At 64.8% G+C, this 20,428-nt stretch carries 21 protein-coding genes and 1 tRNA gene; 11 read left to right on the top strand and 11 right to left on the bottom strand.

Translation table 11 applies throughout. The features are described 5' to 3' along the window. The first annotated feature begins 395 nt into the window (after positions 1-395). The 3 genes from FQS62_RS14230 (at position 396) to FQS62_RS14240 (ending at position 1,625) form a co-directional block, all read left to right on the top strand. Entirely contained in the window at positions 396-962 is a 567-nt protein-coding gene (locus FQS62_RS14230; RefSeq protein ID WP_049458660.1) for a UDP-N-acetylglucosamine acyltransferase, read from the top strand. Next, the gene (locus FQS62_RS14235; RefSeq protein WP_057500574.1) at positions 959-1,429 is read left to right on the top strand and encodes an outer membrane lipoprotein; all 471 of its coding nucleotides are present in this window, start codon (positions 959-961) and stop codon (positions 1,427-1,429) included. Before FQS62_RS14230 ends, FQS62_RS14235 begins: the two co-directional genes overlap by 4 nt. Before the next feature lie 73 nt (positions 1,430-1,502). Then, on the top strand, positions 1,503-1,625 hold the full coding sequence (locus FQS62_RS14240) for a hypothetical protein (RefSeq protein ID WP_258012699.1): 123 nt from the start codon (positions 1,503-1,505) through the stop codon (positions 1,623-1,625). 197 nt (positions 1,626-1,822) lie between these two features. Here FQS62_RS14240 and FQS62_RS14245 read toward each other — a convergent pair whose 3' ends face one another. From FQS62_RS14245 to FQS62_RS14255, 3 genes are all read right to left on the bottom strand, one after another. Beyond that, on the bottom strand, positions 1,823-3,148 hold the full coding sequence (locus tag FQS62_RS14245; protein ID WP_208043216.1) for a Smlt3024 family type IV secretion system effector: 1,326 nt from the start codon (positions 3,146-3,148) through the stop codon (positions 1,823-1,825). Between the two features lie 31 nt (positions 3,149-3,179). Next, positions 3,180-4,043: a Smlt3025 familytype IV secretion system inhibitor gene (locus FQS62_RS14250; RefSeq protein WP_208043217.1), complete on the bottom strand. Its 864-nt coding sequence runs from the start codon at positions 4,041-4,043 to the stop codon at positions 3,180-3,182. 148 nt (positions 4,044-4,191) lie between these two features. Continuing rightward, positions 4,192-4,539 (bottom strand): winged helix-turn-helix transcriptional regulator, encoded by a 348-nt coding sequence (locus FQS62_RS14255; RefSeq protein WP_049448529.1) that lies wholly within the window; start codon positions 4,537-4,539, stop codon positions 4,192-4,194. 102 nt (positions 4,540-4,641) lie between these two features. On the opposite strand from FQS62_RS14255, the gene FQS62_RS14260 reads away from it, so the two are divergent. Together FQS62_RS14260 and FQS62_RS14265 are read left to right on the top strand one after the other, a co-directional pair. Further along, the gene (locus tag FQS62_RS14260) at positions 4,642-5,631 is read left to right on the top strand and encodes an acrylyl-CoA reductase (NADPH) (protein ID WP_208043218.1); all 990 of its coding nucleotides are present in this window, start codon (positions 4,642-4,644) and stop codon (positions 5,629-5,631) included. A gap of 128 nt (positions 5,632-5,759) precedes the next feature. Continuing rightward, entirely contained in the window at positions 5,760-6,080 is a 321-nt protein-coding gene (locus tag FQS62_RS14265) for a hypothetical protein (RefSeq protein WP_208043219.1), read from the top strand. Positions 6,081-6,149: 69 nt separating this feature from the next. On the opposite strand, the gene FQS62_RS14270 is transcribed toward FQS62_RS14265, so the two are convergent. After that, on the bottom strand, positions 6,150-6,359 hold the full coding sequence (locus FQS62_RS14270; RefSeq protein ID WP_088479769.1) for a hypothetical protein: 210 nt from the start codon (positions 6,357-6,359) through the stop codon (positions 6,150-6,152). A gap of 178 nt (positions 6,360-6,537) precedes the next feature. Between FQS62_RS14270 and FQS62_RS14275 the strand changes: the two genes are divergently transcribed. Beyond that, positions 6,538-9,291 (top strand): UvrD-helicase domain-containing protein, encoded by a 2,754-nt coding sequence (locus FQS62_RS14275; RefSeq protein ID WP_208043232.1) that lies wholly within the window; start codon positions 6,538-6,540, stop codon positions 9,289-9,291. A gap of 153 nt (positions 9,292-9,444) precedes the next feature. Here FQS62_RS14275 and FQS62_RS14280 read toward each other — a convergent pair whose 3' ends face one another. Continuing rightward, complete coding sequence (locus FQS62_RS14280) at positions 9,445-9,696, bottom strand: hypothetical protein (RefSeq protein ID WP_135274248.1); 252 nt, start codon at positions 9,694-9,696, stop codon at positions 9,445-9,447. Between the two features lie 347 nt (positions 9,697-10,043). Continuing rightward, a tRNA-Ser gene (locus FQS62_RS14285) sits at positions 10,044-10,133 on the bottom strand. A 124-nt stretch (positions 10,134-10,257) separates the two neighbouring features. Here FQS62_RS14285 and FQS62_RS14290 point away from each other — a divergent pair. Beyond that, complete coding sequence (locus tag FQS62_RS14290) at positions 10,258-11,328, top strand: DUF4241 domain-containing protein (RefSeq protein WP_208043220.1); 1,071 nt, start codon at positions 10,258-10,260, stop codon at positions 11,326-11,328. A 55-nt stretch (positions 11,329-11,383) separates the two neighbouring features. Here the strand turns inward: FQS62_RS14290 and FQS62_RS14295 are convergent, their stop codons facing one another. Further along, on the bottom strand, positions 11,384-12,376 hold the full coding sequence (locus FQS62_RS14295) for a LysR family transcriptional regulator (RefSeq protein ID WP_005410175.1): 993 nt from the start codon (positions 12,374-12,376) through the stop codon (positions 11,384-11,386). 126 nt (positions 12,377-12,502) lie between these two features. Between FQS62_RS14295 and FQS62_RS14300 the strand changes: the two genes are divergently transcribed. Together FQS62_RS14300 and FQS62_RS14305 are read left to right on the top strand one after the other, a co-directional pair. Continuing rightward, on the top strand, positions 12,503-13,090 hold the full coding sequence (locus FQS62_RS14300; RefSeq protein ID WP_049448540.1) for an FMN-dependent NADH-azoreductase: 588 nt from the start codon (positions 12,503-12,505) through the stop codon (positions 13,088-13,090). Positions 13,091-13,306: 216 nt separating this feature from the next. Next, positions 13,307-13,657, top strand: a complete 351-nt coding sequence (locus tag FQS62_RS14305) for a ligand-binding protein SH3 (protein ID WP_208043221.1) — start codon at positions 13,307-13,309, stop codon at positions 13,655-13,657. Between the two features lie 87 nt (positions 13,658-13,744). Here FQS62_RS14305 and serS read toward each other — a convergent pair whose 3' ends face one another. Continuing rightward, a complete protein-coding gene (gene serS / locus FQS62_RS14310; RefSeq protein ID WP_208043222.1) occupies positions 13,745-15,025 on the bottom strand; it encodes a serine--tRNA ligase in 1,281 nt (426 codons plus the stop codon). Positions 15,026-15,138: 113 nt separating this feature from the next. On the opposite strand from serS, the gene FQS62_RS14315 reads away from it, so the two are divergent. Together FQS62_RS14315 and FQS62_RS14320 are read left to right on the top strand one after the other, a co-directional pair. Then, positions 15,139-15,777 (top strand): energy transducer TonB, encoded by a 639-nt coding sequence (locus tag FQS62_RS14315; protein WP_049448545.1) that lies wholly within the window; start codon positions 15,139-15,141, stop codon positions 15,775-15,777. Positions 15,778-15,896: 119 nt separating this feature from the next. Continuing rightward, positions 15,897-16,469 carry an energy transducer TonB gene (locus tag FQS62_RS14320; RefSeq protein WP_208043223.1) on the top strand — a complete coding sequence of 191 codons (573 nt, stop codon included), beginning with the start codon at positions 15,897-15,899 and terminating at the stop codon, positions 16,467-16,469. A 174-nt stretch (positions 16,470-16,643) separates the two neighbouring features. Here the strand turns inward: FQS62_RS14320 and aroA are convergent, their stop codons facing one another. From aroA to serC, 3 genes are all read right to left on the bottom strand, one after another. Then, a complete protein-coding gene (aroA, locus tag FQS62_RS14325) occupies positions 16,644-17,951 on the bottom strand; it encodes a 3-phosphoshikimate 1-carboxyvinyltransferase (protein ID WP_208043224.1) in 1,308 nt (435 codons plus the stop codon). Between the two features lie 76 nt (positions 17,952-18,027). Beyond that, positions 18,028-19,233: a prephenate dehydratase gene (pheA, locus tag FQS62_RS14330; protein WP_170935769.1), complete on the bottom strand. Its 1,206-nt coding sequence runs from the start codon at positions 19,231-19,233 to the stop codon at positions 18,028-18,030. A 45-nt stretch (positions 19,234-19,278) separates the two neighbouring features. Then, positions 19,279-20,364 carry a 3-phosphoserine/phosphohydroxythreonine transaminase gene (gene serC / locus FQS62_RS14335; protein WP_208043225.1) on the bottom strand — a complete coding sequence of 362 codons (1,086 nt, stop codon included), beginning with the start codon at positions 20,362-20,364 and terminating at the stop codon, positions 19,279-19,281. Between the last annotated feature and the right edge of the window lie 64 nt (positions 20,365-20,428).

The following is a 20,428-nucleotide window of genomic DNA, read 5'->3' on the forward strand; positions in this document are numbered from 1 at the left end:
AATGACACGGGTCCGTACCCTACTGCAGCGCTCGTTGCCATGGGTGCTGCTGCCCCTGCTCGCCGCCTGCGAGAACGAACAGGTCAGTGAGTTCCAGCCCGTGGGCCGGCAAGCTGCACACACTTGCAGCAAGATGCCGTTGGGCCGCGGTCAGTGCCAGGCAGCAACCTGCAGCCGTCCGCTCTCACAGGCGTTCGCCTGATTACCCTGGTAACACGCGCCCGCCCGGAGGCCGGTTTGAGCGCTGGGGATGCCAGATAGCAGACCGCCCCAATTCAGGTATCCTTGCGCGCAGTCAGCCACGCCGTCATGCGACCGCTGAAGCACAGCATCGATGTTGCGGACGAAAACACGATTCACCATGGATGTTTCAACGTAATCACAGGGGAAAATGGATGAAGAAGTTCCTGTTCGCAGCGATCCTCGCTGCGTCGCTGGCGGGTTGCACCACCAATCCTCCGCTCAATTTCTCGGTTCCCAACGTCGGGGTCAGCAGCAAGAAGATCGACGGTGAGCTGAAGTCGCTGACCGTTACCCTGGCGCGCCCGGACGAGGCCAAGGGCAAGATTCCGGCGCAGGCCCAGCACGAAGTGCCGCAGATGTGGCAGAACGCGCTGACCGAAGCGTTGAACAAGATGGCGGTCTTCCGTGACGACGCGCCGGTGAAGCTGAGCCTTTCGGTGAAGATCCTGGCCATCGACATTCCGAATTTCGGCGCCTCGATGACCACCAAGACGATCGCCCGGTATGAGCTGATCGATCGCGCCACCGGCAGCATCGTATATACCCAGGATGTCAGCGCCTCCGGCGAAGTACCGTTCAACTATGCCTTTGCCGGTGTCATCCGCGCTCGCGAGTCGATCAGCCGCTCGGCGCAGAACAACATCGCCCAGTTCCTGCAGGCGCTGGAGACCGTGGACATCACCAAGCCGATGTTCCCGAACAAGCAGGAAGCGCCGTGAAGCGCCTGCTGCTGGGTGCGTCTGTTGCCGCAATGCTGACGGCCTGCGCGCCCAACGTGCGAACCGACAGCTACTCCATCGGTTCGGTGGGACAGGTCAATCGGACTGTCGGCGGTACGGTCATCAGTGTTCGCCCGGTAAGTATCGACGGCAGCCAAGGTGGCGGTGCCGTCGCAGGCGCAGCTGCTGGCGGCGTCGCCGGCTCGACCATTGGTGGTAGCGATCAGGCGGCCGCCATTGGCGCCATCGGCGGCCTGGTTGTGGGCGCGATTGCCGGTGCCGCTTCCGAACGCGCACTTTCCAAGACCCAAGGTCTGGAGTACGTGGTGCAGACGGAGAACGGCAACCTGATGACGGTTGTGCAGGGCCCCGATCCGGTGTTCAGCACCGGCATGCGGGTCCTGGTGCTGTATGGATCGCCCTCGCGCATCATTGCCGATCCGCGCCAAGCGAAGACAACGCCGTAAGCCCCAGCGATGCCCCTTCCGAGGGGCATCGTTGTATTGGACACCGAGGGGGAGCAGCAGGAAGGAAGCCGCGGTGGTGCCGGAAATCGCGAAGTATTTCGCGGGGCTGGATACTGATGGCGATGGCTATCTGTCGCTGAAGGAAATGCAGCAGGCCATGGTGGCCGCGCAGGCAGCAGACGCCCCGGCGAAGTAGCGTCCCGGTGCCGCATGCGACGTCCGGATACTCACCCTTACGCGTCATCCGGTCGATCTTCGCCACGACCACCGTCGCGGCAGCCGGCACTTCCGGGTTCAAGCCAAACACGCCCACGCGGCCGTGGAACACGGCGGGTGCAGAGCATCGAGGCGGCGGTCCGGGCACGCGAGGCGGGGCTGCGGCAAGCCGGGACCCTAGCCCATGCGCATGGCCGGGGTGTCGCGTGCCTGCACATCGATCTCCTGTTGCTGGCGCTGCGCGTGTGCCTGTTCACGATCCGCGCCGACTGTCCGCATGGCCTGCAGTGACTGCTCGACCGGCGTCTGCACCGCCCTGTCCATGGGCATGGAGGCCCGGAGATGCGCCGGATCATTCAACTCACCCTGCACCACAAATACGTTGCGGCCGGCCGGCTGATCGGCGGTCTGCGCGCTCAGCAGCACATGGTCGGCACGTTCGAGCTGGTTGTGGCGCGCCAATGCCATCACGCTCGCCACAAGGCGCTCGCTGTTCTCATCGTGGGTCCGTCCCGCGCTGGCATCGATCGCGGCCACGCCTTCGCGCACCTGCTGCATCAATGCGTACTCACGGTGGCCAGGACCAATGTCGGCCAGACGGGTCGGTGCCTGCGAGGGATCCGGCACTTCGTCCACGGCTGCGGTAAGCGGGCTGCGGGTAATGGTCCGGTACGGGTCGTCCGGGTGGAACTGGGTACGTTTTTCCTGCCGTTCCAGACGAACCTCGCGCGCGTCGTTGAGTTCGGCGATACGGGCCGGATCGGTGATCTCGCGCATCGACATGTGGCCGCCGCCCGCACTGATACTGGCCCACTTCCTGTCCGCTTCGAAGTACATCGCGTAGTAGCTGTTGCCACCGATGACATTCGGATCGACCGCCGAGCGGCCCTCCAGCGCCTGGGTGGCTTCCAGCACGCTCAACCGGGTCAGGTACTGGCCACCTTTCGTCCATCCCATCTGGCTGACGGCATCGACGCTGGTGTTGCCTACGCGTGGACCGCCCGCGTAGTCGTTGTTGAGCATGTTGGTCCAGATCTGTTCCAGCTTCGCGGGGCCGCTCTTCTGTTCAGCCGCCTGCAGCAACACGCGCGGCGTCCAGCAGTTGGGATCAAGTTCATGCCGTTCAAATGCCCGGTCGTGAGCCAGCATCACATCCTTGCCGGGAAGATTCAGTGCCAGGTCTGGACGGCGCTCGTTCATCCACTGCTGCCGCAACTCAAGATCTCTTTCGAGCAGGGTCTGCCCAAAGGACTCCCATTGCCGCTCCGTCAACTGTGCATTTGAAAACCGGGACCCCTCGTCCTGCTGGGTCTTCGCGTAGCTTTGTGCATACGCGTTCGCGACGCGTCCCGGCAGGCTGTCATTGCGTACAACACCCAGTGCCAGTGTCCCGTATCCATCGGCTCCCGGCAGTTGCGACAGGTAGTTCCAGTAAAGCTCGCGGTTGCCGTCTCTGGCATAGCTGCCAAGGACGCTCAGATCCCGTTCGGTCAATCCACTCATACCCTGCCCCTTCTCTTCCTTGAATCACTGATCACTCGGACCGGGTGCGCGCGATGACGTCCCTGACGGCCTCTTCCATGCGCTTCCAGTCCTTCAGAAACGCTCTCTTGTAGTCCAGGCTGACGGACAGCTTGTTGTCGATGTCCACGAAGTAATGAACGCAGCCCGCTGCCACTTCCCCAGGCTCACTGATCACCTCGCGCCCCTCCAGCCGCACGCCGTCGCGTCGGAATTCCTCGCCGTCACATTTGATGAACGAGCTGATCCGGCCGTCGCCCTGACGTGCGATATACCAGTCTCTTTCGTAGGCGGGATTGCGCACAGGCGGCTTTCCGTACCGCGCCTCATACTTCTTCGCGTACACCACCATCTTCGCCTCATCGATTGCATAGGGCGTCAGGCCCAAGGTCTCCGGCTGTGCAACGCGTTGATCGAGACGGTCCCTGGGATCCTCCCTTTCCACAGAACCCTCCTCCGTGATGGCTTCATTTGACGACAGCCTTGAAAGCAGTGTTTCAACGGGGACGCGATCGACGTAGTTGATCCGAATGGGAATCTCCTTCCGGAAATCATTCGTACGCGGATTCGCCCGGGCGCCCGGCGGCGTCGGCGTCATGTCCGGCCACTCGATGACCAGCGTCACGCCCTCGCCCGGCCACGGTGCGATCTGGCTGTCCAGGTAGTTGGCCGGGATGCGGAAAATGTTCGGCCCCAGCTTCACGTCCACGGGGGCATCGGTATAGGTGTGACCGTTGATCGTGCGGCCGGTCTGCGTTGCGCCGGACATGGCGGGATTCCTTTCGAGTTCGGTGGACGGTGGCCGCGCACACGCGCTGGCACTCACTGCGATGGCAAGTGCAAGCGTCAGGCAACGGCTGGGGGACATCACGTGCATGGGCATTCCGTTGCAGGGTTCCGGCGCCACTATAGGGAACCGGGCGTCAACGGAACAGGAACCGCATCGCAACCCTTCATGGAACCAGGCGGCGCTCATGCGCTGCCTGCGGTGCTGCGGTTATTGCTTCGGCGCTCCACTCCAGGTCTCAGCCGTCGCTGTCCGTGCTCCCATGGCCGCGATAGGTTTCACCCCACTCGCGCATCGCCAGCAGCACCGGCACCAGCGTGCGGCCGAACTCGGAAAGCTCGTACTCCACCTTCGGCGGCACTTCCGGGTACACGTGGCGGATCACCACGCCATCGGCTTCCAGTTCACGCAGCTGGCTGGTGAGCATGGACTGGGTGGCATTGGGCACCCGCCGCGTCAGTTCCATGAAACGCCGCTTGCCCGTCACCAGATGAAAGAGGATGACGGGCTTCCACACGCCCCCTATCACCGACAGCGTGACCTCCACGGCGCACCCGCTCTTGCCGTCCCAACGCTTGCTACGCATGAATACTCCGGAAAACCATAGTACCTACGGAAAATCATCGTTCTTGTTGCGATAAGGGTGCGAGCCTAGCATGGGCGCATCCACTGAACGTGAGCCCCCACCATGAGTTTCAAGGCACTGCTGACCCGCAAAACGAACGACGGCGTATCCACGGAACTGGTCGATTTCGATGATGCCAACCTGATGGACGGCGACGTGCTGGTGCAGGTCGAGTACTCCACACTCAACTACAAGGATGCGCTTGCCCTCACCGGCAAGAGTCCGGTCATCCGTAAGTTCCCGCTCATTCCCGGCATCGATCTGGCAGGCGTGGTGCTGGAATCCAGCACGCCCGACTTCAAGCCAGGCGACCGCGTTGTACTCAATGGCTGGGACCTGAGCATGGGCCACCATGGCGGCCTGGCACAGCGCGCCCGCGTGCGAGGCGAATGGCTCAACAGGATTCCCGGCAACCTGACCACCCGCGATGCCATGGCCATCGGTACCGCCGGCTACACCGCCATGCTGTGCGTGCTGGCCCTGGAACATGCCGGTGTGACGCCCGACAAGGGCGATGTGCTGGTGACCGGCGCCAACGGTGGCGTCGGTTCGATCGCGGTGGCAATCCTTTCAAAGCTGGGCTATCGCGTGGTGGCCGCTACCGGGCGCCTCGAACACGCCGAGTACCTGCACAGCCTGGGCGCGGCCGAGATCATCGATCGCGCACAGCTTTCAGAGCCGCGCGACCGGCCGGTGAGCGCCGAGCGCTGGGCCGGCGTGGTGGATGTGGCGGGTGGCCCTACCCTTGTCAACGCGATTGCCGAGACGAAATACCGCGGTGCCGTCGCCGCCTGTGGACTGGCGCAAAGCGATGCACTGCACGGCTCGGTGCTGCCCTTCATTCTTCGCAACGTGACCCTTGCGGGCGTAGATTCGGTGAATGCGCCGCAGGACGTTCGCCAACGTGCGTGGGACCGGCTTGCCACCGACCTGAATCCGCAGAAGCTGGAAAGCACGGTGCAGCTGATTGGGCTTGCCGACGTGCTTGAGGTCTACGAGCAGATCATTCCGGGCAGGGTGCGCGGGCGGATTGTCGTGGATGTGAATGCTTGAGGAAGTTTCCCCAGCGCATTCCATCCGGCGACGAATGGTGAACACGTCATGAAACCATGCGGGCGGCGGTGGTCGCTTGCCACTGCCGCTCGCATACGCTCAGCTTTCCGCCGACTGTGGACACCGTCATGTCAATGACTGCACTCGCACTTGCGACCGCTCTCTCCGGCCTGCCCGACATTGCCTGGGAGCGCGAGCGCAGCGAAGACGCACACCAGCTGATGCTCTGCCAGATCCATCGCGATGAGTTGATGCAGGATGACGCGAAGAACGATGCCTACCAGCGCGCCAAGGCGGTCTGCGATCTTCTGGGGCGTGAGTACAAGAACAAATGGGATTTCGATACGCAGGAGGCATTGGCGGCATCGGCCGTGGATCTGGATGAGCTGATCCGGCGGGGAGACCTGGTTGAGGTGCCTCCCACAAGGCGGGACCGCGCCTACGAGTGATTCCGTGCTGGCAGGTGCTGGCACCCGGAGTTGCCGCAGGGTAACCGGGTCCAGCGCCAATCGGTGCGGCTAGCGGATGCGACTCCGCGCCAGTGCCAGGCGCCTGATCTCGTCTGGCAGAAGGACGATGCCGTCCTCCATCTCGATGCGCATCTGCGAGACATCACCCTCGTGCCCCTGCATTGCAGCGGTCACCAGACTCTTCAGTGCATCCGTGCGGATATCGTAGCCGCCGACGGTGTGCTTCAAGGTACCCACACAGTTCCAGTCGATTTCCATGAGCGGCGTCCACGTCCAGAGGCTTCATGCTGGCAACGGCCTTCGCTTACGTCAATGAATCCGGTGGTACGGCCGACCATGAAACGAAAGGCCACGCGCGTCGTCAAGGCCCCTTATCATGGAGGGCTAAGGGCTCTGCAAGCCCAGTTGACGTATGCAAGGCAGTATCTGGATGTCTATGGAATGGCGCCCCTCGGGCTGGGGCCTACGTGTGACCCGCTCGCCGGACTGGCAGCTGCGACTTGACGGCGAACACGTCGAGCTTTTGATTGAAGGTCGCCAGTACCGGCAGCACGTGGCTGACGACGAGCGCGTGCAGGTCATCCCTGGACTCTTCTGGGCCAAGGTCGCCCTGCAGACCCAGGACGACGGCGTGCTGACCATGGATGGACTGCCCAACGGCCAGGCCTCCCGGCTTGCAGCAGCGCTGCAGCAGGTACGCTTTGCGAGTACCACGCGAGGTCGCAGGGCACTGTTCGACACGATTCTGGAGCAGATCCAGTCGTGGCTGGCCGAAGCAGATGCCCTCACCGACCGGGGTAGCACCGCCCGCCGCTGGATCACGCACGAACAACAGCAGGCACTGCTGGCCGGTCGCCCCGCCCTGCCGCTCCCGCCACGCGAGCTGGAACAACTGTTCCTCGATGAGGATGTGCACCAGGACCTGCATTCGCCCAGCAACCGTGCAGCGCTGGACGCCCTGCACGACTGGCAGTTGGACTGGCCCGCCGTGTGGGCCGACGCCAACGCGGCCATGGCCACACGCGAACTGGAGCTTGCCAGGGACTTCCTGGACCGGGTCGAGAGCAAGCCCCTGACCGAGGAACAAGCCCGCGCCGTCATCTGCTTCGACAACCGCGTGCAGGTCGTCGCTTCCGCTGGCTCTGGCAAGACCTCCACGATGGTCGCCAAGGCCGCTTATGCCATCGATCGCGGCTTTGTCGAACCCGAACGGATCGTGATGCTCGCCTTCAACAAGGACGCCGCGAAGGAGCTGGAAGAGCGCGCGCAGCGATGCTTCGACCGGCTCGGCATGGGCAACACCGTGGTGGAGGCCCGGACCTTCCACGCCCTGGGCCTGGCAATCATCGCCAAAGCCACAGGGCGCAAGCCCGACATCCCGGATTGGACCATCGACGCGACGCTCGGCTTCAACAAGCTGGCCGAACTGGTGGACGACCTGAAGGATCGCTCGACCCACTTCCGCACCCAATGGGACATGTTCCGCCTGGTGTTCGGGCGCGATCTGCCGCCATTCGGTGAGCAAATGGAGGCCGATGGTTACGACCGCGATGGCTCGCCCTATATCCGCACGCTGCAGGGTGAGCGGGTAAAGAGCCTGGAAGAGTGCGTGATCGCCGACTGGCTCTTCTACAACGGCGTGACGTATGACTACGAGCGCCGCTACGAATTTGATACGGCGACCGACACCCACCGCCAGTATCGCCCCGACTTCTATTACCCGGACGCCGGGCTGTATCACGAGCACTTTGCACTGGATGCCGATGGCCAACCGCCGAAGCACTTTGCCAACTACAGCGAAGGGATGCACTGGAAGCGCCAGCAGCATGTGGCGCGCGGCACGGCCCTTGTCGAGACGACCTCGTTTGGCCTGCGCAGCGGACATGCCCTGCTGGACCTCGCAGAGAAGCTTGGCGAGTTTGACATCGAACTCGACCCGAACCCGGACCGCGAACTGCCCGATCAAGGCGCCAAGCCGATGCCGGACGCGGACCTGATCGGCCTGATGCGCACCTTCATTGCCCATGCCAAGAGCAACTGCCTGACGCTGGACGATATGGCCGCGCGCCTGCGGCAGATGCCTGAGGATCAGTTCAAGGAACGACACCGTCGCTTCCTGGAAATCGCAGGGCCGGTTTTCCAGGCCTGGGACAACGCACTGGCTGACGAGCGCAGCATCGACTTCGAGGACATGCTCAACATGGCCGCCGGGCTGCTGGAACAGGGCCACTATGAATCACCCTACGAACTGGTGATGGCCGACGAGTTCCAGGACGCATCGCGCGCCCGTGCGCGCCTCTGCCGCGCCTTGGTCAGCCAACCGGGCCGCCATCTGTTCGCGGTGGGCGATGACTGGCAATCGATCAATCGCTTCGCCGGTGCCGACGTTTCGGTGATGACCGGATTCCGCGAGGGGATGGGGCATGGCCAGGTACTGAAGCTCGAGCAGACATTCCGCTGCCCTCAGGCGCTCTGCGATGCTTCCAGTCACTTCGTCAGCAGGAACCCCGCGCAGATCGTCAAGGAGGTTCGCTCTACTACACCGGCGATGGGCCCGGTGCTGCAGGCGTTCCAGATGCACCGGCGTGAGGAGGTGCAGGATGGCGTTCGCCAATACCTCGCCACGTTGCACCAGCAGCTGCTGTCCGGTGCCGTTCCACAGGGCCGCAACGGGCGCGTGACGGTCTTTGTTCTGGGGCGCTACCGCGCGGATCGGGGTGCAGTGCCTTCGGATTGGAAGACGGCCTTCGGCAGCACGATGGACGTCGAGTTCCTCACGGTCCATCGGTCGAAAGGACGCGAAGCGGACTACGTGATCCTGCCGGGCATGATCAACCGCAGCTTCCCGAGCCTGCGCGCGGATGACCCTGTGCTTTCGCTGGCAATGCCGGATGGGGATACCTATCCGCTGAGCGAAGAACGGCGGTTGTTCTATGTCGCGCTGACGCGTGCGCGACGCTCGGTTGCGATGTTCACCCTGCAGGGGAAGCACTCGCCATTCCTGGATGAGCTGGTGGAGGAAGGTGTTGTGGAGGTGACCGGGATTTCAGGCGCGGCGATCCACGAAGAGCGCTGCCCGGTGTGCAAGGTGGGCGTGTTCGTGGACCGCAATGGGCCGCATGGGGCCTTCCGGTCGTGCTCCAGTTACCCGTTGTGCCACAACAAGCCGAAGAGTGGGCGTCGCGGGTAGCCGTTCAGGATCTGCCACCCGTTCGAACACGCCAACACTAAACCTCAGCGGTGGGATACCGACTGTAACGGCGGCAGGGCCATCGACTCCCACTTTCCGACAATTAGAAAGCCGGCATTGAGCCGGCTTATGGATCTTTCTCCAGCGCCTGCGTCAACGCTTTGAGCACAGCCTTCTCAAGCTGAGCACGATGTCCGCAAAGCCATAAAGAAAGGGCGCCGCAAGAAGCGCGGAGACACCTGATCCCAGAAGCCAGGGAACAGTGCCAGTAAGCGCCAACACGATGCTGATGACGCCAACCGCGGCCGACAAACCTCCGACCGTCTGGATGACAAGCGGCAGCGTCTCACTCTCTACTCGTGACCGTTCTGCCGAAGCCGGGTCCACCGCATCCATTTCACTCATGATCAGTCCTATCCGTGAAACCTGAATACTAGCTCAGTAAACGGCGTTTCGCGCTCATGTCTCTTGGAACATCCCACCGATCCGATGGGAGCCCTTCTTATCCGCCGACTCAGAAGGACACAGGGGTACGGCGCACCGCTTCCTGTTCGAGCCACAGCAGGGTCATCGACAGCAGACTCAGCGCGAAACAGCGGGACCACTTCCAATGCAGCAACGGCCAGAATCGATTCTTTGATTCTCTGCGGGGAGATTTTTGCGCCCCCCTCTCGTCAGCTGAGGACAGCTGCGCAGGTAGAGAAGCCTGAGAAAACAAAAAGGCCCCTATCTCTAGGGGCCTTCTGGAATCCTGGCGGAGAGAGTGGGATTCGAACCCACGGAAGGTTTAACCCTTCGCCGGTTTTCAAGACCGGTGCCTTAAACCGCTCGGCCATCTCTCCAATCGGGTCCCGGTCGCCCGGGCAGCGGCGTATTCTCGCACGTGAAGCGCATTTGCCCAAGACCACCCTTGCCCCCACCCTTCGCATCCGGCACGGTGGGGCCTTCACCGCAATCGGAGCCCCCATGGCCCACCTCGACCTGGCCAACCTGCGCACCACCCTGCTGGACGACACCCAGCTGGCCGCAGTGGCCCTGCACCGCGCCTTCGCCGGGCACCTGCCGGTCAGCAGCGGGCATCTGGTGGTCTGCGATCCGCTGGTCCAGGCCGAGGCGCCGGCGCTGGCCGACTACACCGCGCCGCTGGGCCGGCATCCGGTCGAGATCATCGTGCACAGCGGCCGCCCGGCGTTGGCCGTGGTCTGGTTCAAGCCTCGCGAAGCTCTCACTGCGACCGCCCTGCACTGGCAGATGGCGCACTGGACCACGCAGGACCTGACCGGACTGGATGAGGACAGCTTCATCGGCTACCCGGTCGACGCCGGCATCGGTTGTTTCATGGATACCGACACCCAGCAGGCGCTGCTGGCGCTGATCGAACAGGCCGATGGCGACGAAGAGAGTGAATGGTCGGATGCACTGATCGATCACGATGGCCTGGATGAAGGCGCCGAATACCGCCCTTGGGGCGAGGACTCACCGCATGGCCTGGTCGTATTCACCAGCGGCTGGGGCGACGGCGTCTATCCGAGCTACTGGGCACTGGATACCTCCGGCATTCCGGTCGCTCTGGTCACCGATTTCCTGTGCATCCAGGGCGGTGACGGGCGCGATGAGCGCGAGATCGCCGACCAGGCCTATCGCGAAAGCCTTCCACCAGAAGAAGCCGAAGCGTTGGCACGGCTGGTAGCCGCCGTAGAGCGCGATGACGCGGATGCGCTGCGTGACCTGCTGAAGGATGCGCCACAGCGCGCCAACCAGATTGAGCCCGGATGCGGCGGCACCGCGCTGTTCGAGGCGATCCGCCTGGATCGTCCGCAGGCATTGCGGGTGCTGTTGCAGGGCGGCACATTGCCGGCGATGCCCGAGCGCCTGCACATGAGCAAGGTGACCAGCTATCTGGACTATGCGCGTTTCCTGAAGAAACCACGCAGCGCGGAGCTGATAGCGGTGCTGGAAGCACCGGTCATTGCCGAGCCCGCACCGGCCGCACCGCCGCGGCGCAGCTTCTGGGACCGGCTGTTCGGCCGGAACTAATCGGCGCCGGAATACAGAAACGCCGGGCATGGCCCGGCGCTACCTTCCTGCATTCTCAGCCCGCATCCACCGCCAGCGCACCCAGCGCACTGGCCTTGATCCGCTCCTTGGCCTTTTCACAGGCGCCACCGCAATCCAGGCGCGAGGCCTCCAGCTGCGGCGGCAGGTGCTCGGCCAGAAAGTCGATGAACACGCGCACCGCCGGCAGCAGGCCGCGGCGCGAGGCGAACACAGCGTGGCACACGCCCTGCGGCAGCGACCAGTCGGGCAGCACCACTTCCAGCTCGCCGTTGCGCACGGCGTCGGCGCAGACGGTTTCCGGCAGCATGGTGATGCCGAAACCGTCCTTCACCATGCTCTGCAGCAGCGGGAAGTCGAAGCCGGCCACGCGCGGCTGCAGGTCGACCCGGCGCACTTCGCCTTCCGGGCCGTGCAGCTCCCAGCGCTGACGCGCTTCGTCTTCGCTGATGCTGAGGGTGACGTGCTGGGTCAACTCTTCCGGGTCCTTCGGGCGGCCGGCGCGATCCAGGTACTTCGGGCTGGCCACCAGCAGTTCCTGCACCTGGCCGAAGCTGCGCATCACCAGACTGCCATCGTCATCCAGGCGCGAACGCACGCGCAGGGCCACGTCGTAGCCTTCGTTGATGATGTCCACGCGGCGGTTGCTGATGTTCAACTGCAGGCGCACCTTCGGGTACTGCTCAAGGAACTTGGGCAGCAGTTTGGGCAGCTGCATCTGCGCCAGCGACACCGGCACGCTGGCGCGCACCACGCCGCGCGGTTCCGCACTGAGGCGGTCCACCACTTCGCGGGCGGCCTGGGCCTCGGCCAGCATCGTCTGCGCATGGCGGTGCACGCTGGTGCCGACGTCGGTCACGGCGAAACGACGGGTGGAGCGCTGCAGCAAGCGCACGCCCAGGTCGGTTTCCAGCTGGCTGATGCGGCGGCTCAGGCGCGACTTGGGAATACCCAGTGCACGCTCGGCGGCGGCGAACCCGCCGTGGTCGACCACCATCGCGAAATAGTACAGATCATTCAGGTCATGCATGCCCGAGTTCCATATCTAGAACAATACGTGGCATTCAACCACCTTTATCCCGCCTTTGCAACAACCTATCGTTCTCTCCGTCGGCGGGGCACCCCGCCCCTTCCTCCCAGAACATAGGTGACTGCCATGAAGCTTCTGCATCTCGACGCCAGCGTGCTTGGCGACAACTCCGTGTCCCGCCAGCTGTCGGCCGCCGTGGTCGCCCGCTTCACCGGCCAGATCGACGGCCTGCAGGTCGATTATCGCGATCTTGACGCAGATCCGGTACCGCATCTGCGCAGCAGCTCGCTGGCCAGGACCGACGCCGCCGAGGCAACCGATGCCGAACAGGTGATGCAGCAGTTCCTTGAGGCCGACATCGTGGTGATCGGCGCACCGATGTACAACTTCAGCATCCCGTCCACGCTGAAGGCCTGGATCGACCGCGTGGCCGTGGCCGGCCGCACCTTCAAGTACACCGAGAACGGCCCGGTGGGCCTGGCCGGTGGCAAGCGGGTGATCATCGCCAGCAGCCGTGGCGGCATCTACACCGACTCGCCGGCCGACTTCCAGGAGCCATTCCTGCGCCAGGTGTTCGCCTTCATGGGCATCAATGACGTCGAGTTCGTGCGCGCCGAAGGCATCGCCTACTCGCCGCAGCACCGTGAAGACGCCATTGCCGGTGCGCTGGCAGCACTGCCGTCGCACGAAGCGGCCGAAGCCGCTGCTGCATAAGCGTTCCAGCGTTCGGCGCCCCTCTCTCCTCGTCTGGGCGCTGAACGCGGGCCGGGATCCCCTCCCCCATCCCGGCCCACCCTGGCGGCCCCGCTTTGCGGGGCCGTTTTTTTGTGTCTGGTCAGAGGGCCCCATCCACGCATGGCGTGGATCTGCTGCACGTGTGCGTGGATTCGCTGCCATGCACGGCGCTCACCAGAACGTTAGGCTGGGGCCATGAACTACATCGTGACCACTGCACACCGCAGCGAGTTTCCGCACCCGATCACCCTGCGCCGTGGTCAGGCACTAGTGGTGGGCGAACGTTATGAAGGCCCGGAGGGCTGGGACGACTGGTTCCTGTGCGAAGCCGGAGGGCAGCGGCCTGGATTCGTACCGGCGCCTGTGATCGGTCGGGATGCGCAGGGTGGCGCGTTTGCCACGGAGGATTACTGCGCGCGGGAACTGGATATGGATCCCGGGCAGCTGCTGCGCGGGCAGCGCACGCTCAATGGCTGGGCGTGGTGCGTGCCGGAGGCCGGCGACCCGGGATGGGTGCCGTTGGAGAAGTTTCGCGCTGTGGAGTGATCACGGCGGTTCATCCACGCATGGCGTGGATTCGGTGCCATGCAAGCATGGCACCCACCAGAGCCGCAGCGCCGCCCGATCAGGGAATCAGGCGATGGTTTCCAGGCCGCCCATGTACGGGCGCAGGGCCTCCGGCACGGTGATGCTGCCGTCAGCGTTCTGGTAGTTCTCCATCACTGCGATCATCGCGCGGCCAACAGCCACGCCCGAGCCGTTCAGCGTGTGCGCCAGTTCCGGCTTGCCGGTGGCCGGGTTGCGCCAGCGGGCCTGCATGCGGCGGGCCTGGAAATCACCACAGTTCGAGCACGAGGAAATCTCGCGATAGGTCTCCTGCGACGGCAGCCAGACTTCCAGGTCGTAGGTCTTCACCGCCGAGAAGCCCATGTCGCCGGTACACAGCAGCACCTTGCGGTACGGCAGGCCCAGCTTTTCCAGCACCACTTCGGCGCAACGGGTCATGCGCTGGTGTTCAGCATCGCTCTCTTCCGGGCGACAGATCGAGACCAGCTCGACCTTCTCGAACTGGTGCTGGCGGATCATGCCGCGCACGTCGCGGCCGCCGCTGCCGGCTTCGGAACGGAAGCACAGCGAGTGGGCGGTCATGCGCAGCGGCAGGCGCTCAGCGTCGAGGATCTCGTCGCGAGCGATGTTGGTCAGCGAAATTTCCGAGGTCGAGATCAGATAACGCTTCTGCTCACCCAGTTGGGTGATGAACATGTCCTCTTCAAACTTGGGCAGCTGACCGGTGCCGTACAAGCTGTCGGCATTGACGATCACCGGCACGTTGGTCTCCTGGTACTCATGCTCCCCGCTGTGCAGGTCGAGCATGAACTGGGCCAGGGCACGATGCAGGCGCGCGATCGGGCCGCGCAGCACAGTGAATCGCGAGCCGGACAGCTTGGCCGCGGTCTCGCCGTCGAGCCACTTGTTGCGGGCGCCCAGCTCAACGTGGTCGAGCACCTTGAAGTCGAACTGGCGCGGGGTACCCCAGCGCGCCTGCTCCACGTTCTCGTTCTCGTCGGCACCGGCCGGCACGTCATCGGCCGGAAGGTTCGGAATGCCCATCGAGATCGCTTCGATCTTCTCGCGCAGCTCATCCAGGGCCACTTCCGAGGCCTTCAGCTCGTCGGCGAAGGCAGCGACCTCGGCCATGATGGCCGAAACGTCTTCGCCCTTGGCCTTGGCCTGGCCGATGGCCTTGGAACGGCTGTTGCGCAGGCTCTGCAGCTCCTGGGTCCGCACCTGGATGCGCTTGCGATCAGCCTCCAGGGACTCCAGGGCAGACACGTCGAGCTCGAAGCCACGGCTGGTGCGCAGGCGTTCGGCGAGGTCGGCGGGCTGGTGGCGGAGCAGGGCTGGATCAAGCATGGCAGGTGTCGTGGTGGGTATCAGGGATGGGATTATCGCTTGTTATACGGATTTCTGCCGCCCGGTTCATTCTGGCCGTGGCAGAATCGAGCCATTCCGTACTGGTCCGGTCCATGTCTGCACCCCGCTCGTCGTCCGCCAAGTCGTTCACTGTGCATATCCCGCGCAACGCCCTGAAGATCGCCGGCATCGCCTTCGGCGTGGGCGTGCTGCTGTTCGTGCTGGTCTGGCTGACCGGCCGTGACAAGGAGTTCTTCCGCGCCGACCCGGCCGCACAGACCCCGCAGGAAACCGCCCAGGTCGAGCCCCTGCCGGAACCGTTGGCCGCTGCGGCCGGTTCCAGCGACATGCCGGACGCCAAGCCGGCACCGGTGGAGGAGGAAGCGCCGAAGCTGGTCGAAACCGCCCCGCCGCCGCCCGCCCCGATCGCCGAGCCGGCCCCGGCCACCCCGGGCGCGGCGCCTGCCACGACCGGCAACAGCCAACCGATGCCGATTGCCGGTCAGTCGCCGCCACCGTCCTATCCCGCCGCTGCACTGCGCGCCGGTGAAACCGGCACCGTGGTGGTACGCGTGGATGTGGACGCCACCGGCTATCCCAACAACGCCACGGTGATCCAGCGAAGCGGTTCGCGCGAACTCGACCGTGCCGCCACCGACGCCGTGCGCCGCTGGCGTTTCACCCCGGCGCAGAGCAACGGCCAGGCCGTGCCCGGCAGCATTGAAGTGCCGTTCGACTTCAAGACGCAGTAACTGAACACTTCCCGGCAGGCAAACTGAACCCTGCCGGTGACGTTGACGCAACGCTGACACTTCCCGTCCATGGCTCGGGCAACACTGCCCACGTCGTCCATTGACGGAAGGAGTTTGCGATGACTGCCACCACCCACGAAGACCTTCATTCGCCGCAGCTGCAGCAGGATTCAAGCGTGCAGCACAAGCCCACGTCGCCCTGGATGTGGATCGCGCTGATCGTGGCGATGTTTGCAGCCGCCCTGCTGTGGCTGCGTCATTCCAACCAGGAAGATGTGGCGCCGGCGCCGGTCGGCGAGCGCATGTTGCCAGCCCCTGAGCAGGCCGCAGTAGCCGATGCAGCGGTGCCCGCAGCGCGCCAGGCGGCGCCGGCTACCGCTTCGCGGAAGGCCTCACCGGTGGTGCGCAATCGTGAGGCCCGCCCGCTGGCCAGCAACCGCATGCCCACCTACCCCGCCGCCGCGCTGCGTAGTGGCGTGCAGGGCAGCGTGATCGCCAGCCTGAATGTCGATACCCGCGGCAATGTCGCCAATGCCGCGATCGTTTCGCGCAGCGGCGAGCGCAGCCGCGACCTGGATCGTGCGGTGCTGAACACCGTGCAGAACTGGAAGTTCCAGCCGGCGATGCACGAAGGCCGTGCCGTCGCCAGCGTGGTGCGGGTCCCGGTGGATTTCCGTACCGAGCAGCGTTGATCGCGGACGAGGGGTTCGTGATGTTTAGACGGAGGCTTCGGCCTCCGTCCTTTTATGCGGAAAGGCGTGCCAACCAAGGTTGGCACCTACCGGCTGATGTGAGCGTGCCGGCCAAGGTTGGCACCTGCCAGGCAGTGCGATCCGCCGGGCATGACCCGGCGGTCGCGATGCTGATCAGGCCAGGTTGAACCCGGCGCTGCGCGCCAAGCCATCGAAATCCGGGAAGGATGTGGCGACGTTGGCGATGTCGTTGATGCGCACTTCGCCGTCACTGACCTGGCCGGCAATGGCGAACGCCATGGCAATGCGATGGTCACCGTGGCTTTCGATGGTGCCGCTGCCCAGGCGCACGCCGCCGTGCAGGGTGGCGCCGTCTTCGGTCTCGTCCACTTGCATGCCCAGCGCGCGCAGGCCGGTGGCCATCGCCGCAAGGCGGTCCGACTCCTTCACCCGCAGCTCGGCTGCACCGCTCACCACGGTCTGGCCTTCGGCCGCTGCTGCCGCAACGAACAGCGCCGGGAACTCATCGATCATGTCTGGCACCAGCTCTTCCGGAATGCGCGCGCCCTTCAAAGGGGCGTAGCGCACCACCAGGTCCGCCACCGGTTCACCGCCCTGCTCGGCCGGATTCTCTTCGGTGATGTCCGCACCCATCAGCCGCAGCGCGTGCAGCAGGCCGGTGCGGCGCGGATTCAGGCCGACCTGCTTCAAGCGCAGCTCGGAGCCGGGAATGATGCTGGCAGCCACCAGATAGAACGCGGCAGACGAGAAGTCAGCCGGCACCACGATGTCCGTGGCGCGCAGGCGCTGACCACCGCGCAGGCGCGCCTTGCCCGGCGAGAATTCGATGTCCACGCCGAACGCGGACAGCATGCGTTCGGTGTAGTCGCGGGTCGGGTGCGGTTCGACAACGCTGGTTTCGCCCTGTGCGTACAGGCCTGCCAGCAACACCGCCGACTTGATCTGCGCGCTGGCCACCGGCGAGGCGAAGTCGATGCCATGCAGCGTCTGGCCGCCATGCACGTGCAGCGGCGGCGTGCCGTCATCCTGGGTGTCGATCTTCGCGCCCATCTGCGACAGGGGGCCGGTGACACGGCGCATCGGGCGGCCGGACAGCGACTCATCGCCGATCAGCGTGCAGTCGAACGCCTGGCCTGCCAGCAGGCCGGCCAGCAGGCGCATGCCGGTGCCGGCGTTGCCGCAGTCCAGCGGCGCATCCGGGGCCTGCAGGCCGTCGACACCGACGCCGTGCACGATGCGCTGCGACGGGCTGGGCGTTTCGATGCGCACACCCAGCTGGCTGAAGATGCGCGCGGTCGCGCGGGTGTCTTCGCCTTCCAGGAAGCCTTCGATATGCGAGGTACCATCGGCCAGCGCGGCGAACATCACCGAGCGGTGCGAGACCGACTTGTCGCCGGGAATGGTCAGGCTGCCCTGCAGCGGCTGGCCCTTGCGGGCGATCCAGTGTTGCGCGTTGCTCATCGTTCGATCATTCCGTAAACGCCGGCAGCGCCGGCGATGCATCAGGGGGCGGCGACCGAGGCCGCCACAGCAACTCTCAGGGCACGGCCACCGGATAGGAACCCAGCACCTTGATCTGCGCCGAGTGCGCTTCCAGTTCGGCCAGCGCGGCCTGCATCGGCGCGTCGTCGATGTGGCCGGCCAGGTCGATGAAGAAGCCGTATTCCCACTTGCCGTGGTGCGACGGGCGCGACTCGATGCGGTTCATGCTGATGCCGTGGCGGGCGAACGGGCTGAGCACGTCGAACAGCGCACCGGGCTTGTCATGGATGAACACCAGCACCGACGTGCGATCGTGGCCGGAGGTCGGGAAGATGTTGCGGCCCACCACCAGGAAGCGGGTGGTGTTGTCGGCATCGTTCTGGATCGGCTTGGTGACCACCTTCTTCAGGCCGTACACATGGCCGGCGCTCTCACCGCCGATGGCCGCCGCATCATCGGCGTTGCGCGCACGGCGCGCACCTTCGGCATTGCTCGAGACCGGAATCTTCTCGGCCTTCGGCAGGTTGGCGCGCAGCCACGCCGAGGTCTGCATGAACGACTGCGGATGCGCGTAGATGCGCTCGATGTCCTCGATGCGGCCGCTGCGCGACATCAGGTACTGCTGTACGCGCAGTTCCACTTCGCCACAGATCTTCAGGTTGGAGGTCAGGAACATGTCCAGGGTGATCTGGATGGTGCCCTGCCCCGAATTTTCCACCGGCACCACGCCGAAATCGGCATTGCCTGCTTCCACTTCCTGGAACACTTCTTCGATGCTGGCCATCGGCAGGCCCAGCGCGGAGCGACCGAAGTGCTTGAGCACGGCCTGCTGGCTGAAGGTACCTTCCGGACCCAGGTAGCCGATTTTCAGCGGCTCCTGCTGGGCCAGGCAGGCCGACATGATCTCGCGGTAGACGTGCACCAGCAGCTCATCGCTGAGCGGGCCTTCGTTGCGATCCACCACCATGCGCAGCACCTGCGCTTCGCGCTCGGGGCGGTAGTAGTCGACGGCGGCGGCGAGCTTGCCCTTGGCCTTGCCGACCTGATGGGCGAAGCGCGCGCGCTCGGCGATCAGGCCCTGGATGTCGCGGTCGATCTGGTCGATCTTTGAACGCACATCGGCCAGCGCCAGCGGCGCCAGGGTGGGTGCCGGGTTCGAGGCGGACTTGGCCTTGCCCTTCGCCTTGGCGGGCGCGCTGTCCTTGGCCGGTTCGGCCTTCTTCGGCGTCGTCTTGCTGGATTTGCTGCTTGCCATCGGAATTCCTTGTTGCGGGGCCCGCACCCGACGGTGCGCGCCGTTCATTGCTCAGCCGTGACGCTGCTGGAAATCGGCCATGAAGGCGACCAGCGCCTCGGCCCCGGCCAGCGGCATGGCGTTGTACAGCGAAGCGCGGATGCCCCCGACCACCTTGTGCCCCTTCAGCGCCAGCAGGCCAGCGGCCTTGGCTTCGACGACGAAGCGGGCATCGAGCTCGGCATCGGGCAGGAAGAACGGGATGTTCATCCGCGAACGGGCCGCATGTGCGACCTCGTTGCGGTAGAAGCCGCCAGAGCCGTCGATGGCGCCGTAAACCAACGCGGCCTTTGCGGCGTTGCGCTTGGCGAACTCGGCCACGCCGCCTTCGGCCAGCATCCACTTGAACACCAGGCCAGCCAGGTACCAGTTCCAGGTCGGCGGGGTGTTGAGCATCGAATCGCGGGCGACGTGTGAGCGGTAATCGAAGATGTCCGCACGCGGCTGGCCACTGCGCTCGAGCAGGTCGCGGCGGATGATCATCACCGCGATGCCGACCGGGCCGAGGTTCTTCTGCGCGCCAGCATAGATCACGCCATAACGGCGCACGTCCAGCGGCTCGCTGGCGATGGACGAGCTGAAATCAGCGATCAGCGGAACGTTGCCGGTGTCGGGCACATCACGGAACTCGACGCCGTGGATGGTCTCGTTGGCGGTGATGTGCACGTAGGCGGCATCGGGTGACAGCCGCCAGTCGGCACGTGCCGGCAGCTCGCGGTAGCCGTTGGCCTCGCTGCTGGCGGCGATGTTGACGTCGACGTAGACACCGGCCTGCTTGACCGCCGTCTTGCCCCAGTGGCCACTGACCACGTAATCAGCGCGCTGGCCGGGGGCGGCGAAGTTGAGCGGGATCAAGGCCTGCTGGGTGGTGGCACCACCGGACAGGAACAGCACCGCATAGTCTTCGGGGATATCGAGCAGGCGACGCAGGTCGGCCTCGGCCTCGGCGGCCACGGACATGAATTCCGCGCCGCGATGGCTCATTTCCACGATCGAGGCACCGGTACCGTGCCAGTCCAGCATTTCCGCCTGCGCCTGGCGCAGGACCGATTCCGGCAAGGTCGCAGGGCCGGCACTGAAGTTGAACGCGCGCGTCATGTCACACCTGTGGGGCAAGATCCCTAGTATGCCGCAGTGCACCAGCCTTGCGGCCTTGTGGCGC

The sequence above is a fragment of the Stenotrophomonas sp. SBJS02 genome (assembly GCF_020428325.2).
GTDB lineage: Bacteria > Pseudomonadota > Gammaproteobacteria > Xanthomonadales > Xanthomonadaceae > Stenotrophomonas > Stenotrophomonas africana.

Coding starts and splice junctions, on each gene's coding strand:
- FQS62_RS14230 (WP_049458660.1), top strand. CDS start 396: ATGAAGAAGTTCCTGTTCGCAGCGATCCTCGCTGCGTCGCTGGCGGGT.
- FQS62_RS14245 (WP_208043216.1), bottom strand. CDS start 3,148: ATGAGTGGATTGACCGAACGGGATCTGAGCGTCCTTGGCAGCTATGCC.
- FQS62_RS14250 (WP_208043217.1), bottom strand. CDS start 4,043: ATGCACGTGATGTCCCCCAGCCGTTGCCTGACGCTTGCACTTGCCATC.
- FQS62_RS14255 (WP_049448529.1), bottom strand. CDS start 4,539: ATGCGTAGCAAGCGTTGGGACGGCAAGAGCGGGTGCGCCGTGGAGGTC.
- FQS62_RS14260 (WP_208043218.1), top strand. CDS start 4,642: ATGAGTTTCAAGGCACTGCTGACCCGCAAAACGAACGACGGCGTATCC.
- FQS62_RS14265 (WP_208043219.1), top strand. CDS start 5,760: ATGTCAATGACTGCACTCGCACTTGCGACCGCTCTCTCCGGCCTGCCC.
- FQS62_RS14270 (WP_088479769.1), bottom strand. CDS start 6,359: ATGGAAATCGACTGGAACTGTGTGGGTACCTTGAAGCACACCGTCGGC.
- FQS62_RS14275 (WP_208043232.1), top strand. CDS start 6,538: ATGGAATGGCGCCCCTCGGGCTGGGGCCTACGTGTGACCCGCTCGCCG.
- FQS62_RS14280 (WP_135274248.1), bottom strand. CDS start 9,696: ATGAGTGAAATGGATGCGGTGGACCCGGCTTCGGCAGAACGGTCACGA.
- FQS62_RS14290 (WP_208043220.1), top strand. CDS start 10,258: ATGGCCCACCTCGACCTGGCCAACCTGCGCACCACCCTGCTGGACGAC.
- FQS62_RS14295 (WP_005410175.1), bottom strand. CDS start 12,376: ATGCATGACCTGAATGATCTGTACTATTTCGCGATGGTGGTCGACCAC.
- FQS62_RS14300 (WP_049448540.1), top strand. CDS start 12,503: ATGAAGCTTCTGCATCTCGACGCCAGCGTGCTTGGCGACAACTCCGTG.
- FQS62_RS14305 (WP_208043221.1), top strand. CDS start 13,307: ATGAACTACATCGTGACCACTGCACACCGCAGCGAGTTTCCGCACCCG.
- serS (WP_208043222.1), bottom strand. CDS start 15,025: ATGCTTGATCCAGCCCTGCTCCGCCACCAGCCCGCCGACCTCGCCGAA.
- FQS62_RS14315 (WP_049448545.1), top strand. CDS start 15,139: ATGTCTGCACCCCGCTCGTCGTCCGCCAAGTCGTTCACTGTGCATATC.
- FQS62_RS14320 (WP_208043223.1), top strand. CDS start 15,897: ATGACTGCCACCACCCACGAAGACCTTCATTCGCCGCAGCTGCAGCAG.
- aroA (WP_208043224.1), bottom strand. CDS start 17,951: ATGAGCAACGCGCAACACTGGATCGCCCGCAAGGGCCAGCCGCTGCAG.
- serC (WP_208043225.1), bottom strand. CDS start 20,364: ATGACGCGCGCGTTCAACTTCAGTGCCGGCCCTGCGACCTTGCCGGAA.